This window comes from Nocardia sp. Tas62D01, from assembly GCF_055232035.1.
In genome coordinates this window covers 5,577,550-5,591,685 of record NZ_JBUYUZ010000001.1, presented here as the reverse complement: position 1 = coordinate 5,591,685, position 14,136 = coordinate 5,577,550, and the positions used below count along the sequence as shown (strand labels likewise).

The 14,136-nt window shown below is 67.3% G+C and carries 11 protein-coding genes; 8 read left to right on the top strand and 3 right to left on the bottom strand.

Annotated elements, in window-relative coordinates; genetic code table 11:
* The first annotated feature begins 32 nt into the window (after positions 1-32).
* The 5 genes from sucB to lipA all read left to right on the top strand — a co-directional run bounded on the left by sucB (position 33) and on the right by lipA (position 5,264).
* Positions 33-1,880, top strand: coding sequence for a 2-oxoglutarate dehydrogenase, E2 component, dihydrolipoamide succinyltransferase (sucB, locus tag ACV7NQ_RS26460; RefSeq protein WP_463362102.1), 1,848 nt, complete (start codon positions 33-35; stop codon positions 1,878-1,880).
* 36 nt (positions 1,881-1,916) lie between these two features.
* A complete protein-coding gene (locus tag ACV7NQ_RS26455; RefSeq protein ID WP_463362101.1) occupies positions 1,917-2,825 on the top strand; it encodes a TIGR01777 family oxidoreductase in 909 nt (302 codons plus the stop codon).
* Positions 2,822-3,355: an N-acetyltransferase family protein gene (locus ACV7NQ_RS26450; protein WP_463362100.1), complete on the top strand. Its 534-nt coding sequence runs from the start codon at positions 2,822-2,824 to the stop codon at positions 3,353-3,355. Before ACV7NQ_RS26455 ends, ACV7NQ_RS26450 begins: the two co-directional genes overlap by 4 nt.
* A 110-nt stretch (positions 3,356-3,465) precedes the next feature.
* The gene (lipB, locus tag ACV7NQ_RS26445; protein WP_463362099.1) at positions 3,466-4,200 is read left to right on the top strand and encodes a lipoyl(octanoyl) transferase LipB; all 735 of its coding nucleotides are present in this window, start codon (positions 3,466-3,468) and stop codon (positions 4,198-4,200) included.
* A gap of 47 nt (positions 4,201-4,247) precedes the next feature.
* Entirely contained in the window at positions 4,248-5,264 is a 1,017-nt protein-coding gene (gene lipA / locus ACV7NQ_RS26440; protein WP_463362098.1) for a lipoyl synthase, read from the top strand.
* 535 nt (positions 5,265-5,799) lie between these two features.
* Here lipA and ACV7NQ_RS26435 read toward each other — a convergent pair.
* The 3 genes from ACV7NQ_RS26435 to ACV7NQ_RS26425 form a co-directional block, all read right to left on the bottom strand.
* Positions 5,800-6,666, bottom strand: coding sequence for an SMP-30/gluconolactonase/LRE family protein (locus ACV7NQ_RS26435; protein ID WP_463362097.1), 867 nt, complete (start codon positions 6,664-6,666; stop codon positions 5,800-5,802).
* A gap of 228 nt (positions 6,667-6,894) precedes the next feature.
* A complete protein-coding gene (locus ACV7NQ_RS26430; protein ID WP_463362096.1) occupies positions 6,895-8,688 on the bottom strand; it encodes a hypothetical protein in 1,794 nt (597 codons plus the stop codon).
* A 456-nt stretch (positions 8,689-9,144) separates the two neighbouring features.
* Positions 9,145-10,374: a glycosyltransferase gene (locus ACV7NQ_RS26425; protein WP_463362095.1), complete on the bottom strand. Its 1,230-nt coding sequence runs from the start codon at positions 10,372-10,374 to the stop codon at positions 9,145-9,147.
* 189 nt (positions 10,375-10,563) lie between these two features.
* On the opposite strand from ACV7NQ_RS26425, the gene ACV7NQ_RS26420 reads away from it, so the two are divergent.
* The 3 genes from ACV7NQ_RS26420 (at position 10,564) to ACV7NQ_RS26410 (ending at position 14,086) form a co-directional block, all read left to right on the top strand.
* Entirely contained in the window at positions 10,564-10,953 is a 390-nt protein-coding gene (locus ACV7NQ_RS26420; RefSeq protein WP_463362094.1) for a hypothetical protein, read from the top strand.
* Positions 10,953-13,643, top strand: coding sequence for a DUF4132 domain-containing protein (locus ACV7NQ_RS26415; RefSeq protein WP_463362093.1), 2,691 nt, complete (start codon positions 10,953-10,955; stop codon positions 13,641-13,643). Before ACV7NQ_RS26420 ends, ACV7NQ_RS26415 begins: the two co-directional genes overlap by 1 nt.
* Before the next feature lie 275 nt (positions 13,644-13,918).
* Positions 13,919-14,086, top strand: a complete 168-nt coding sequence (locus ACV7NQ_RS26410; protein ID WP_463362092.1) for a DUF4158 domain-containing protein — start codon at positions 13,919-13,921, stop codon at positions 14,084-14,086.
* Positions 14,087-14,136: the final 50 nt, after the last annotated feature.

The following is a 14,136-nucleotide window of genomic DNA, read 5'->3' as shown; positions in this document are numbered from 1 at the left end:
AACCCGTCGAACAGTCAGAGGAGTCAACGGACATGGCCTTCTCCGTCCAGATGCCGGCTCTTGGTGAGAGCGTCACCGAGGGAACGGTGACCAGGTGGCTGAAGCAGGAAGGAGACACGGTCGAGGTCGACGAGCCACTGCTCGAGGTCTCCACCGACAAGGTCGACACCGAGATCCCGTCGCCGACGGCCGGCGTGCTGTCGAAAATCACCGCCCAAGAAGATGATGTGGTCGAGGTCGGTGGCGAACTCGGCGTGATCAGCGACGCCGGTGAGGCGCCCGCGCCCGCGGCGGCGCCCGCCCCGGAGGCTGCGGCCCCCGCACCCGCCCAAGAAGCTCCGGCGCCCGCACAAGAGGCACCGGCACCTGCGCTCGCGCAGACCGAGCCGGCCCCGGCGCCCGCAACACAGGACGCACCGGCCGCCGCTGGATCGGGCACCTCGGTGAAGATGCCGGAACTCGGTGAGTCGGTCACCGAGGGCACCGTCACCCGTTGGCTCAAGGCCGTCGGCGACCAGATCGCCGTCGACGAGCCGCTGCTCGAGGTCTCCACCGACAAGGTGGACACCGAGATCCCCTCGCCCGTTGCCGGCACTCTGCTGGAGATCACCGCGCAGGAAGACGACGTCGTTCCGGTCGGTGGGCAGCTGGGCGTGGTCGGCACCGGATCTCCGGCCGCCGCTGCTCCGGCGCCTGCCCCGGCACCGGCACCTGAGCCCGCTCCAGCACCCGCGCCCGCCCCTGCACCCGCGCCCGCTCCGGTACCTGCGGCCGCCGCGCCCGCTCCGGCACCGGCCGCTCCGGCACCGGCTCCCAAGCCTGCACCGGCCGCTCCGGCACGGGCTCCCAAGCCTGCACCGGCACCCGCCGCGGCTCCCGCGGCCACCGCACTGGGGCCGGATACCTCCGGCAACGGCGCGACCCCGTACGTCACTCCCCTGGTCCGCAAGCTGGCCGAGGAGAACAACGTCGATCTGGCCGCTCTCACCGGTTCCGGTGTCGGTGGACGCATCCGCAAGCAGGATGTGCTCGCCGCCGTGGAAGCCAAGCAGACTCCGGCCGCCGCTCCTGCGGCACCCGCCGCTCCCGCGGCACCCGCCGCGGCCGCCAAGGCTCCCGCCGCCGCTCCGGCCGCGGCCCAGTCGCAGCTCGCCCACCTGCGCGGCACCGTCCAAAAGGCCAACCGCATCCGCCAGATCACCGCGACCAAGACCAGGGAATCGCTGCAGACCACCGCGCAGCTGACCCAGGTCCACGAGGCCGACGTCACCAAGATCGCGGCGCTGCGCAGCCAGGCCAAGGCATCGTTCAAGGAACGCGAGGGAGTCAACCTGACGTTCCTGCCGTTCTTCGCCAAGGCGGTCGTCGAGGCGCTCGGCGTGCACCCGAATGTCAACGCCAGCTACGACGAGGGCACCAAGGAGATCACCTACCACGCCTCGGTGCACCTCGGCATTGCCGTGGACACCGAGCAGGGTCTGCTGTCCCCGGTGATCCACAACGCCAGCGACCTGTCGCTGGCCGGGTTGGCGCGTGCCATCGCTGACATCGCCAACCGGGCCCGCAACGGCGGCCTCAAGCCGGACGAGTTGGCCGGTGGCACCTTCACCATCACCAACATCGGCAGCCAGGGCGCGCTGTTCGACACCCCGATCCTGTTGCCGCCGCAGGCGGGCATGCTCGGCACGGGTGCGATCGTCAAGCGCCCGGTGGTGGTTGTCGACGAAACGGGCAACGAATCCATCGGCGTCCGGTCGATGTGCTACCTGCCGCTCACCTACGATCACCGCCTCGTCGATGGCGCCGACGCCGGTCGGTTCTTGACCACGATCCGGCATCGGCTCGAGGAAGCGGCGTTCGAGGCGGACCTGGGCCTCTGATCAGGGCCGTTGTTCAGGAAGGTCGGAACGTCACGCATGAAGGTCGTGATCGCCGGTTCGTCCGGGCTGATCGGGACAGCGCTCGTCGCGGCCCTGCGCCGCGACGAGCACGATGTCGCCCGCTTGGTACGCCGTTCCGCCGCCGCCGCGGATGAATTCCGGTGGGATCCCGCTCGCGCCGAACTGGACGAGCGGGCTCTGCGCGGCGCGGACGCCGTAGTCAATTTCTGCGGTGCGAGCCTCGGGCACCGACGCTGGAACGGCAGCTACAAACAGGAGCTGCGCGACAGCCGGATCACCCCGACCGACGTACTGGCCAACGCGGTCGCCGCGGCGGACGTGCCGGTGCTGATCAACAGCAGCGGCGTGCACTTCTACGGCGGCGACACCGGAGACCGCGTGGTCGACGAAACCTCGCCCGCGGGAACGGGTTTCCTTGCCACGCTGTGCAATGACTGGGAGGCCGCGACCAAACCCGCCACCGCCGCCGGCGTGCGCACAGTGCTGCTGCGCAGTGCCGTGGTGCTGTCGCATCACGGCGGCCTGCTCGGCATGCTGCAGCCGCTGTATTCGCTCGGTCTCGGCGGCAGGCTGGGCAACGGCAGGCAGTACACGCCGTGGATCTCGATGGCCGACGAGATCGGCGCGATCATCTTCGCGCTCACCAACGACACCGTCTCCGGGCCGATCAACGCGGTCGGCCCGGCACCGGTCACCAACGCCGAGTTCAACCGCGCACTCGGCCGGGCGCTGCACCGGCCGACCCCGCTGGTGGTGCCCGCGTTCGCGCTGCGCGCGCTGATCGGTGAATTCGCGCAGGAAGCGATTCTGCACGGCCCTCGCGCGATCCCCACCGCCCTCGAGGAAGCGGGCTATCAGTTCCAGCACCACACCATCGGCGCCGCATTGGCGGCGACGTTGGGTCGCGGGGGAGATCACCGATGACCGAAGTCGATACCCGCCCCGCCATGGTCATCCGTGACGCACACGAGGGCGACCTGCCGTCGGTGCTGGAGATCCACAACGCGAATATCGCCACCTCCACGGCCATCTGGGATGAGGAGCAGGTCGGCCTGGACGACCGGCTGACCTGGTTCTGGACCCGCACCGCGGCCGGGCAGCCCATCCTCGTCGCCGAGATCGATGGCGCGGTCGCCGGATACGCCAGCTACGGCCCGTGGCGGCCCAAGACCGGCTACCGCTACTCGGTGGAAAACTCGGTGTACGTCGCGGACCGATTCCAGCGACGCGGCGTGGCCACCGCATTGCTCACCGAACTGGTCGCGCGGGCGCGTCGTTCGGGAACCGTGCACGCGATGATTGCCGCCATCGAATCCAGCAATACCGGCTCGATCGCGCTGCACGAACGCTTCGACTTCCGCACCGTCGGCGAGCTCCCGCAGGTGGGTTGGAAATTCGATCGCTGGATGGACCTGACGCTGATGCAGCTGACGCTGCCGGTCGATCCGAAGTAGCCTCGCGCCGAGCGCATTCGGAGTAGCCGTTCGGCGCTCCGGTTACTCTGTGGCATCCACCACACCACGTCGGTGGGACCTGCGATCGGGCTGAGCGTACCGTCGAGAACGTGAACGACACGCGCACCACGTGGTCCGCCAGATTCGATACGACGCCGATCGTGGTCGAGGATCTCGGACTCATCGACTACCACAGTGCCTGGGACCTGCAGCGGAAGATCGCCGCGGAGCGGGCCGATGGCATCGGAAACGACCACTTGCTGCTGCTCGAGCATCCCTCGGTGTACACGGCGGGTCGACGCACCGAGACCGAGGACCTGCCGATCGACGGCAGCCCGGTGGTACAGGTCGATCGCGGCGGCAAGATCACCTGGCACGGGCCGGGTCAGCTCGTCGGCTACCCGATCGTACGGCTGGCCGAGCCGGTGGATGTCGTGCAGTACGTGCGCAGGCTGGAAGAAGCGCTGATCACCGTGTGTACCGAACTCGGGCTGGATTGCGGCCGGATCGAGGGCCGGTCCGGGGTGTGGCTGCCCGCCACCGAGTTCTTCGCCGAACGCAAGATCGCCGCCATCGGCGTGCGGGTTCAGCGCGGTATCGCGCTGCACGGTATTTCGCTCAACTGCAACTCCGCGCTCGACGGCTTCCAGGCCATTGTGCCCTGCGGCATCCGTGACGCCGGCGTCACCACACTGACCCGCGAGCTGGGCCGCGAGGTGACGGTGGCCGAGGTCCGGCCCGCCGTCGCCGATGCGATCGTCCGCACGCTCAACGGCGAACTCCCAGTGACCGCGCACGATATCGCGCGCGTAACACCGCCCGCCGAGTCCGGCGTCGGCGCGTGACCGATGGCACGGCAGCCGGGGAAAACACCGGGCGTAGCATCGGTTCGGTGACCTCAGCTCAAGCACCGGCAGGACGCAAACTGCTACGCATCGAGGCGCGCAACGCGGAGACCCCGATCGAGCGCAAGCCTCAGTGGATTCGGACCCGGGCGAAGATGGGCCCCGAATATTCCGAACTCAAGGGACTCGTCAAACGCGAGGGCCTGCACACGGTGTGCGAGGAGGCGGGCTGCCCCAACATCTTCGAATGCTGGGAAGACCGCGAGGCCACCTTTCTCATCGGCGGCGAGCAGTGCACCCGCCGCTGCGACTTCTGCCAGATCGACACCGGCAAACCGGCCGCACTCGATCGCGACGAGCCGCGCCGGGTGGCCGAGAGCGTGCAGGCGATGGGGCTGCGCTACTCGACCATCACCGGCGTGGCCCGCGACGACCTCGAAGACGGCGGCGCCTGGCTCTACGCCGAAACCGTCCGCGCCATCAAGGCTTTGAACCCGAACACCGGCGTCGAACTGCTCATCCCGGACTTCAACGCCGACCCGGACCAGCTAGCCGAGGTGTTCTCCTCGCGTCCAGAAGTGCTGGCGCACAACCTCGAAACCGTGCCGCGCATCTTCAAGCGCATCCGCCCCGCGTTCCGCTACGAGCGCTCGCTGTCGGTGCTCACCGCGGCGCGCGAGGCGGGCCTGGTGACCAAGTCCAACCTGATCCTCGGCATGGGCGAGACGCCTGAGGAAGTCACCCAGGCTATGCGCGACCTGCACGAGGCGGGCTGCGACATCCTCACCATTACTCAGTACCTGCGGCCTTCGCCTCGGCACCACCCGGTCGACCGGTGGGTGAAGCCAGAGGAGTTCGTGGAGCACTCGAAGACGGCCGAGAAAATCGGTTTCGCAGGAGTTATGGCCGGACCGCTGGTCCGCTCCTCCTACCGCGCGGGCCGGTTGTACGCCCAGGCCATGGCCCACCACGGCCGCGAAATCGCGCCTGCCATGGCACATCTCGCCCAGGAAGGCACCGCTTCCCAAGAGGCCAGCGCGGTGCTGGCCCGCTTCGGCAGCTGACCACCGGGGCGGAGATCGAAACTGTTGCGGTTCGATCTCCGACCGGCATGCCCACGCTTCCATTTGAAACGTATACCTCGGTGAACTCGACGAGCCTGTCGGTTCATATTTCAGCGTCATCGAATTCACCGAGGAGTCTGCATGAAACGCATCGTGCGCAGAGTTGCCGGGGTTGTGGGCGCCGCAGCAGTGGCCCCGATCCTGTTGACCGCGACGGCACAAGCCGATCCGGGAACCGTGTACTTCAGGGCGGTGGGCGGCTTGAGCTGCGCCATCGCCGAAGAGGCACCGTGGATTCGACCGATATCGGGACGACAGCCCCGCCCGCCTAGCCGGGGCTGTCCCGCCCTTCAGAGGACTTTGCCGCTATCCCACTGGATCTTGTTCAACCCTCAGTTCACCGGGCAATGTCAGCATAGATCTGTACTGCGGCGACGTCCGCTCATGCCGTTACCGTGCATCGGATTCCTGGTAGCGCATGCGTGCCGTGATCGGCTGGATCACCACACTTCCGCCGCCGGTTGGATGCTCGATCTCAGGAAGTCCGTACCGGCGTGAGGTCGACGCCGGCGAGCGGTCGCAGTCGGCGCAGCGTGCCGTCGAAGGCAGTGACGTAGAGCGCCCAGCCGGCACCGTCCCGGCCGATGCGCACCGAACTCGGTCCGGTCCATCCGCTCGACAGGCCCGAAGCGATGACGCACGCAGCGCCGGTATTCGGGTCGACGCGGTAGATCGCGCCCTCGAGGTGAGCGGCGACGTAGAGCGCTCCGGCCCGGGACATGGTCAGATCGTCGAGACCGGGGAACAGGCCAGGCACCGTCGCGACGACCGTCCACCGGTCGGGCGCCTCCAGCGGGACACGAATGATGTGACCGGTGAACAGGTCGTCGGTGTACACAACGCGGCCGTCCGGGCTGGGCGCGAGACCTTCCGAACGCGGCACCGTCGACCAGTTCGGCTCGACGGCTCCCGAGCCATGCCGATAGCGGGTCAGGCCCATCGACGGGCCGCCCTCGGTTCCGACCCAGGTTGTCAGCAGATCGCCGCCGGCCAGCCGCAGCAAACCGTTGCCCGCCAACGCAGCCGGCGATGTCAGCTGACCGGTCGTGGTGTCCAGTTGCCACAACTTGCGGTCCTGACGGGTGAGGAAGTACAGGCTCGATCCGGCCAACTGCAAGCCGCCGGGGGCGGCCATGTTCGCCAGTACGGTGCGCACCTGCCCCGCAGCATCGACGTCGTAGACCTTCGAGTCCCCGGACAAGTAGAACCCGCCATGGCCGTCGGGTTCGAGGTTCTCCAACTGCTCCAGCCCTTGAACCACCGTGTCGACCTGCCAACCATCGCACTGCGCAGGGGGCGCGCCGTAGGCCGGCGTCGCTGCGGCACCAGCTCCTACGGTCATCGCCACAGCAACGCACAGCGCTCGAATTTCCTTGCCCCACATCCTCATCCCGCGCAATCTACGTCGTCGACGCAGGCAGCGCACCACCCCAATGTTGGTGGCAGACCCAGCATCGCTGAGCAGCGCGTGCTGGTGGTCACGGGCGGCATAGACCACCCCGTACTCACCGAACTCCGACCGTTCGGCTTGCGCTCGAAATCGGCGGTGTCGAGCCCCCGTGGACTCGCGTCAGCGGTAGTAAACCTCGAGTTCGGCGATTGAGGTGAAGTACGCGCGGCCGCCCGGTTTGCCGACGATTCGCACGCCATCGCCCGAGGTCGTGGCGAACGTGAAGGTGTAGGTCTTGAATGGTCCCGCGGAGGGGGCGTACGGGTAGCGCGGTTCGACGTTCGTGTTCTGCACGTCGACCCATTGGAAGTGTTGCCGTACTTGGACCCGCAGGCTCGCGGCGAACCAGCCGCCGTCGTCGAACATCTCCCCCGTCGTGTAGACCACTTTGTTCATCAGGTACGGCTTGGCCCAGGTGAAGCCCCAGAAGTCCAGGTCTTTGTTCTCCTGATCGAAGCTGTCGTCGCTCTTGGTGAAGTCGCCGTCGTGGTAGTACTCGCCGTGACCGTGGTGTGCGCACTTCTCGATGGGCGTGACGGATTCACCGGTGTAGGCGAGGTTGTCATGCGGGTCCGGTTGGTTTGCCGGGGGTTGCGCGGTGAACGGCTGCAGTGTCAGCTTCCGCAGGTTGAAGGTATAAGCGGTGTCGCCACCAGAGTTGCCCACCCACCAGTTCGACTGCACCCACATCGACGTGCCGTCGGCGGAGACGAACTTTGAGGGGATGGTCGTGCCATAGCCGCCGTTTTTCGGGCCGGGAAGCCCGGCGCCGCGGCCGAACCACGGGTAGCCGCCGAAGTCCTTGGTCAAGAACAGTCGCCAAGGGCCCCACGGCGCGGGTGCCTCGTAGAACTCGAACGTGTACTCCGTCCACGAGGTGTACAGGTACCGCTCGAGCGGTTTGATATAGACGACGCCGCCTTGGGAGATCACCGAGAGGTTGTGCGGGTACTGCTCGAAGTTGCGAAGCGTCGTGTACTGGCGCCTGGTGTCGTGGAGCACCGGTCGTCTTTCTTCGAGCTGTTTGGTCCACAGCGGTGTGCCACCGCTGAGTCCGGCGAAGAACTCCCAGCTGCTTCGGTGCTCGACCGCGTCCTTCGGTGCTCGCGCGAGGTAGAGGTCCACCGGGTCGGCGACCGTGGCGCTAAAGGACTCGCGCCAGTTGCCGTCCAAGCCGTAGGCGTAGACGTAGCGCGCTGCCTGCGTACCCAACGCGTCTACGGCCTCGCGGGAGTCGCGCCCGAAGTCGAGGAAGAAGACAGTGGTGAAGACACCGTCTGTGAACATAGGTTCCTGGGTCTTGTGCCAGGTGCGTCCGTGGTCGTCCGACCACGAGACGCTGGCGTTGGGTGCGTCGTTGAATGCGACGTCGCCCGGTCCGGTACGCAGATCCTGGATGGCAAGGTAGAGGCGCCCGTCGGCGCAGACGATCCCGGTCGGCTTCCTGTTGTACTTGCTGGGGTCGCCCCAGATCGTGCCCACCTCGTCGGCGGCGGCCAACCGCTCCCCGGTGATACCGGACTTCGGGTCGCCGGTAATCCGGTTGACGACGATATCGTGCCTGAGCCCGTCCCCGAAGCCTCGGCCGTCGCCGTTGGCCGAATACAGGTTGTCGTCGTCCGCCCAACAGGTCGGCCACAGATCGCCGTCGCTGTCGCTGTCGACGGAAACCGCGTTCTCCACGAACGCGGTAGCGAAGAAAGTGCTCGCCTGCGCCTCTTCGGAAGCAATACCGGTGCTGGGGGTTTCGCCGGTGCTGGGGGTTTCGCCGGTGCCAGTCTTAATGACCGACGACGGTGACCGCGACCCGGCTGACCCGGCTCCAGCTTCCCCGAGGCCGGCAGCCAGGACACCGGCAACACCGGCAACTCCTGAGATACGAAATATGAAGTGCCGGCGACCCATTGCGCTCATCGCCGTCCCCATTGATCGCGACCCAACCGGTCAGCTGGTCGGGGGCGGGAGGCAAATGACCGGAATGTCGAACCGGTGATACGGTCCGGTCTGGCATCATCGGACGCCAGCAGGCTGGTACTGCAGTTCACGCTAACCATCTTTCGAGCAACGAATCTCCCAGATCCCGTGCACACCTGGTTATCTGCACCGACCGGGTGCCCGGTGCGTTGTGCATGGTAGCCGGATTCGTACTCGACCACCGATATGCGGCCGAGCCGCGAATCGTCCGAGACCCACAAGCTCACCCAGGCCGCGGCGACGGCCTCGATATCGGCCAACCCGCCGGCGCAACGACCAGCTGAACGCCCACCCGACTGAGCCTGCATGCCGCCACAAGAAGGCCCTCGAACGGGCCTGAAGGTCCCTGGACCGTCGCGCGGCAGGCGGGGTGCCTGCCGCGCGACCGCCGGGCGATCAGCCCGCGGACCCGCTCCGGCCGGTCATGTCGAGGAGCATTTTCGCGGCCACCGTCGCCCCGTCGGTGCGGATTGTGCCGACCATGGCCCTTGCCCGCGCTCGGGTCTCGGGGGCCAGGGCGACCTCGAGCGCGGCCGACAGGGAGTCAACAGTCGGCGTCGGGCCGTCGTGTGCCGCGCCGATGCCCAGCTCGGCCACTCGGGCGGCCCAGTACGGCTGGTCCGCGATCTGGGGGACCACCACCTGGGGCGCGCCGGCGCGGGCGGCCGTCGTCGTGGTGCCCGCGCCGCCGTGGTGCACGACTGCGGCCACCCGGCCGAACAGCGCCTGCTGGTTGACCTCGTCGACGACGAAGCAGTCGTCGGCGTCGTCGATCAGGGCCAGCTCGGCCCAGCCGCGAGCGAGGAGGACGCGGCGGCCCTGCGCGCGGACCGCATCGATGGCCACCCGGGCGATGTCCTTCGGGACGTGCGCGGCCATGCTTCCGAAGCCCACGTACACCGGTGGTTCACCGGCGTCCAGGAACGCTGCCAGCCCTTCCGGGAGCGGGCGGTCGTCCGGCAGGATCCACGCCCCGGTCTGCACGACGTCGAGGTCCGTCATGCCCTGCGACGGGCACAGCGTCGCGTCCGCCGCCAGCCACGGCTGGTCGGTGAAAACGTAGTCGCGGACGTTGTCCACCCGCGGCAGGCCGATCGCTGCCCGATGGCTGTTGAGCGCCGCGCCGTACAACGCGTCGACCCGCTGGGCGTCCTGCTCCCACAGCACCCGGTTGTCGGTCTCATCCTGCGGAGACGGCGTGCCCGGCCGCCTACCCGGACGGAAGTGCCGCGACGGCAGTCCATAGATTTGGAAGCACGCGAGCACGTAGCGGATGCCCAGTTTCTCGGCCACGTCTCGTGCGCCGGCCGGCATCAGGCCGGTCGCCAGCAGCGCGTCACATCCCTCGGCCGCCGCGGTGAGCGTCTCGAACCGCGCGGCGACCAGCTCGGCAGCGAGCCGGAACGCGTCTTCCGCGGTCGGTGGCTTCGTGCCGGCGACCACCGAGCGCACCGTCGGGCCGAGCGGCACCAGCGGCACGCCGCCACGCGCCAGCAGCTCCGCGAAATCCTCGTCCGGCGGCGCGCACACCCGCGCCTCCGCGCCGAGCCCTCGCAACGCCACCGCGAGCCCCACCAGCGGTTCGACATCCCCGCGTGATCCCCACGTCGTCAACAACACACGCACTTCGCAAATCTCCCATTTCCGCAGGTCCTGGCTTTCTGCCGACAATGATGGGGCACGAGCCGGGTCTTGCCGCAAGCCCCCCGGTGCGCTATAAGTTGAGAGGGGCAAGCTATAAGTTGAGAGGGGCAAGGAGTAGGACGTCCTTGCCTTCGCTTTTTTCTTGTCGGTGGCTGTGGCTACCCTGTTGCCGTGGCGAGGGTGAAGATCGTCGATGAGACGACGTCCGGGAATCGCGGCGACGGTTGGACGTTCGAGGTGGCCGAGGAGCGGCTGCCGCTGCGGGAGGTGATCCGGCGGCGGGTGTACAAGGAGATCGCCGAGTACAACACCGCCACGGCGGGTGGCGTCTTTCGTGGCCTGGTGCGGCCGGCGGACGCCGAGGTGGTGCGCGATGGGTTCCGCGCCACTGGTGATATCGACCCGGAATGCCAGTGCGAGGGGGTGCTGAAGGCTTTCGGGCGCAACGGTTTGGTGGTGTTGGTCGGCGATCGACAGATCGAGGAGCTGGACGGGATGGTCGCGCTGCCGCCGGGCGTGGAAATCACGTTCCTTCGGCTCGTCGCACTGGTGGGTGGCTGATGTCGAGTTCCGAGTACACAACCGCGGCGCGCGCCGCCGTCACCGCCGACGACATGGACACCTTCTTCGACGCGTACATGCGGGCATACCAGGCGATTACCAATCAGTCCGACAGGGAGGTCTGGTCCGAGATATTGCACCTGGTGGGGGATCTTCCGGCCGAGGCGTCCGAACGGTTGGCTCGCGTCTGCGCGGCCGCGGTCCCCGCCGCTTCCGAGCATGCACGCCACGGCATCGGGGTCCTGGAAGAGACCGTCGCCCGCAGCCTTTCCGAGCCCATGATGGCGGTGCGTGCCGCCATCGCCGCGGACGATATGGATGCTCTGCGTGACGCGATGATGCGGGCATACGAGACGACCACCAAAGACATGCTGATCTGGTCGAGAGTGGTGGACGTAGCGCGCGGCCTGCCTGCCGAGACAGCCGAACGGTTGGCTGGTGTGTGTGCGGGCGCGTTTCCCGCCACTTCCGAGCATGCACGACACGGCATCCTGGTCCTGGTGTCGACCATTGCCCCCACCTTGCCGATACTGGTCGAAGAACGGCGAGCGGCACTGGAAACCCTGTCGAACCAGTTGGGCCAGTTGAGTCTGTTGTCGTTCGACCCGGTTTTGGCGCAAGCGGAACTGGCATCCGGCCGCGCGCTGAGCCCCGAGGTTGTCGCGGTGTATCGCCGCGCGGCCTGCGAAAGGTACTCGCCCACCGGTGTCGTGGACATTGCCCGACGAAGCCCCGAGCCGGTGCTGAACGTTGGTGAGCAATGGGCGGACCAAGCTCTGGAGTTGGCGCAGTCCTCGCCGGGTTGGCACGACCTGTTGGCCTTCGCCGCCACCGCCACGATGGCGAAGCCAAACGAGAAGTGGGAGGAAACCGGTCAGGCTCTGCTGGCGAAGGTGTCCTTCGACGAGGAGGTGCCAGCCCTGCTGGAAAAGGTTGGCCTGCCGAGGACACTGCCGCTGGAGAACAGTGCAATCCGGGAGCCGGGGCCCATCAACGATCTCTACGACCCGTTCAACGCGAACGCTGTACGCGGTCTGTTGTGGTTGGTGGCGTTGCGGTCCCCGCAGCCGACGACCGCCCGCGTCCTGGCCGGTCTGGTGGAGACGTCGCTGCGCAGACTCGCCGGTGTGGGACCACGCAACCCGAAGGTGGCGAACGCCGGCGTCTACGCTCTCAGTCGACTCACAGGCGAGGCGGCGCTGGCCGAACTGGCGCGGCTGGCCGCCACGGTGACCTACAGGGGCACGTTGAAGCTGATCAACGCCGCGCTGGAGGCCAAGGCACGCGCGCTGGGGCTGACCCGTGCGGAGATCGAGGAGATGGCCGTGCCCACGTACGTCCTGACGTCGGTGGGTCGAGCGGAATTCGCATTCGGCGCCGCGTCGGCGACAGTGACCGTGGACGGCATCAAGGCGGTGCTGAACTGGTTCACAGGTAAGCCGGTGAAAAGCGTCCCGGCCGCGGTGAAACGCGACCACGCCGAGGAATTGAAGGAACTCGAGGCGACGGTCCGCGACGTCGGCAAGATGCTGACCGCCCAAGTCGAACGGTTGGACCGCCAGTTCCTGGCACGGCGCACCTGGGACTACCCCTCATGGCGGCAACATTATGTCGACCACCCACTGGTGGGCACGATCGCCCGCCGTTTGTTGTGGACAGTCGACGGCCTCGCCTGCGGCTACGCCGATGGCGCGCTGCGCGATCTGGCGGACAACCCGATCAGCGGTGAGGTCGTGGAGCTGTGGCACCCGCTCGGCCGCTCGCCGGAGGAGATCGGCGCATGGCGGGACTGGTTGGAGCGCAAGAATATCCGCCAACCGTTCAAACAGGCCCACCGTGAGGTGTATGTGCTGACCGACGCGGAGCGGCGCACCGGCGACTACTCCAACCGCTTCGCCGGACACATACTGCGCCAACACCAGTTCCACGCGTTGGCAGCGGTCCGGGGATGGCGCAACAAGCTACTGCTCGATGCCGACACCTCCCTGCCGCCACCGACCCGCGAGCTGCCGCAGTGGGGATTGCGCGCGGAATACTGGGTGCAGGGCGACAGCGATTGGGGCACCGACACCACCGAGTCCGGCAGCTACCTGCGCCTGCTCACCGACCAGGTGCGGTTCTACCCGATCGACGCACCGCAAAACTGCGCCAATGCCGGCTTCCGTGGCGGCTTCCGTACCGACCCGGCCGGGCCGGCCACGCCACTACCGTTATCGGACGTGCCCGAACTGGTGCTGAGTGAAGTGCTGCGCGACGTGGATCTGTTCGTCGGTGTGGCGAGCATCGGCAACGACCCGACATGGCAGGACGGCGGCCCCGGCGGCAGGTTCGCCGAATACTGGGCCGACTACAGCTTCGGCGAACTGAACCAGACCGCCCAAACCCGGCGCGAGGTGTTAACCAGGCTGCTGCCCCGACTGGCCATCGGCGACCGGTGCACCGTGGACGCCAGATTCCTGCACGTGCAAGGCAGCAGACACTCGTACCGGATCCACCTGGGCTCGGGAAACGTCCTGATCGCCCCGGAGAACCGCTACCTGTGCATCGTCCCGTCTCAACGCACAACCGCGCCGGATTCGTTCCTGCCGTTCGACGGCGACCGGATGCTGTCGGTGATCCTCAGCAAAGCACTACTGCTGGCCAACGACACAAAGATCACCGACCCAACCATTCTGAGTCAACTCTTGTGAACGGCACCCTAGAACCCCGTGCGACCTAGCCGTTCCTTGCGAATTTTCACACCAGTGGCGTGCCACGGCGGATCCGGCGGCGCACGTCCCACAGCGACAGCCGGACCGGGGCCTGTCCACAATTCGTCCCTCGGAACTTCCCAATGGCCCCGCACAAGCAATCGCGCTTCGGGGCCATTGCTTGTGCGGGAGTCGGGGGTTGAGGTGACCGCGAGAAAACTCACGCTAAGCCGACTGACTTAATCGAGCTGTCTAGCTGGTGGTTTCATGGCGGCGTGACTGATGAGGGTGTGCCCGGTTACTGCCGTTTCGGGTCGTTGTCTCGGGTGGAGCTGGAGCGGTTCTTCCATTTGGACGACGAGGATCGGCGGCAGATCTCCGCGCGGCGTCGTGACTACAACCGGTTGGGGTTCGGCGGTTGGTACTGCCCAATCCGGCGCTAAGGAGTTACTACCGGATAACAGGCCGTTATCCGGGGCATCTGTCCGTCGAG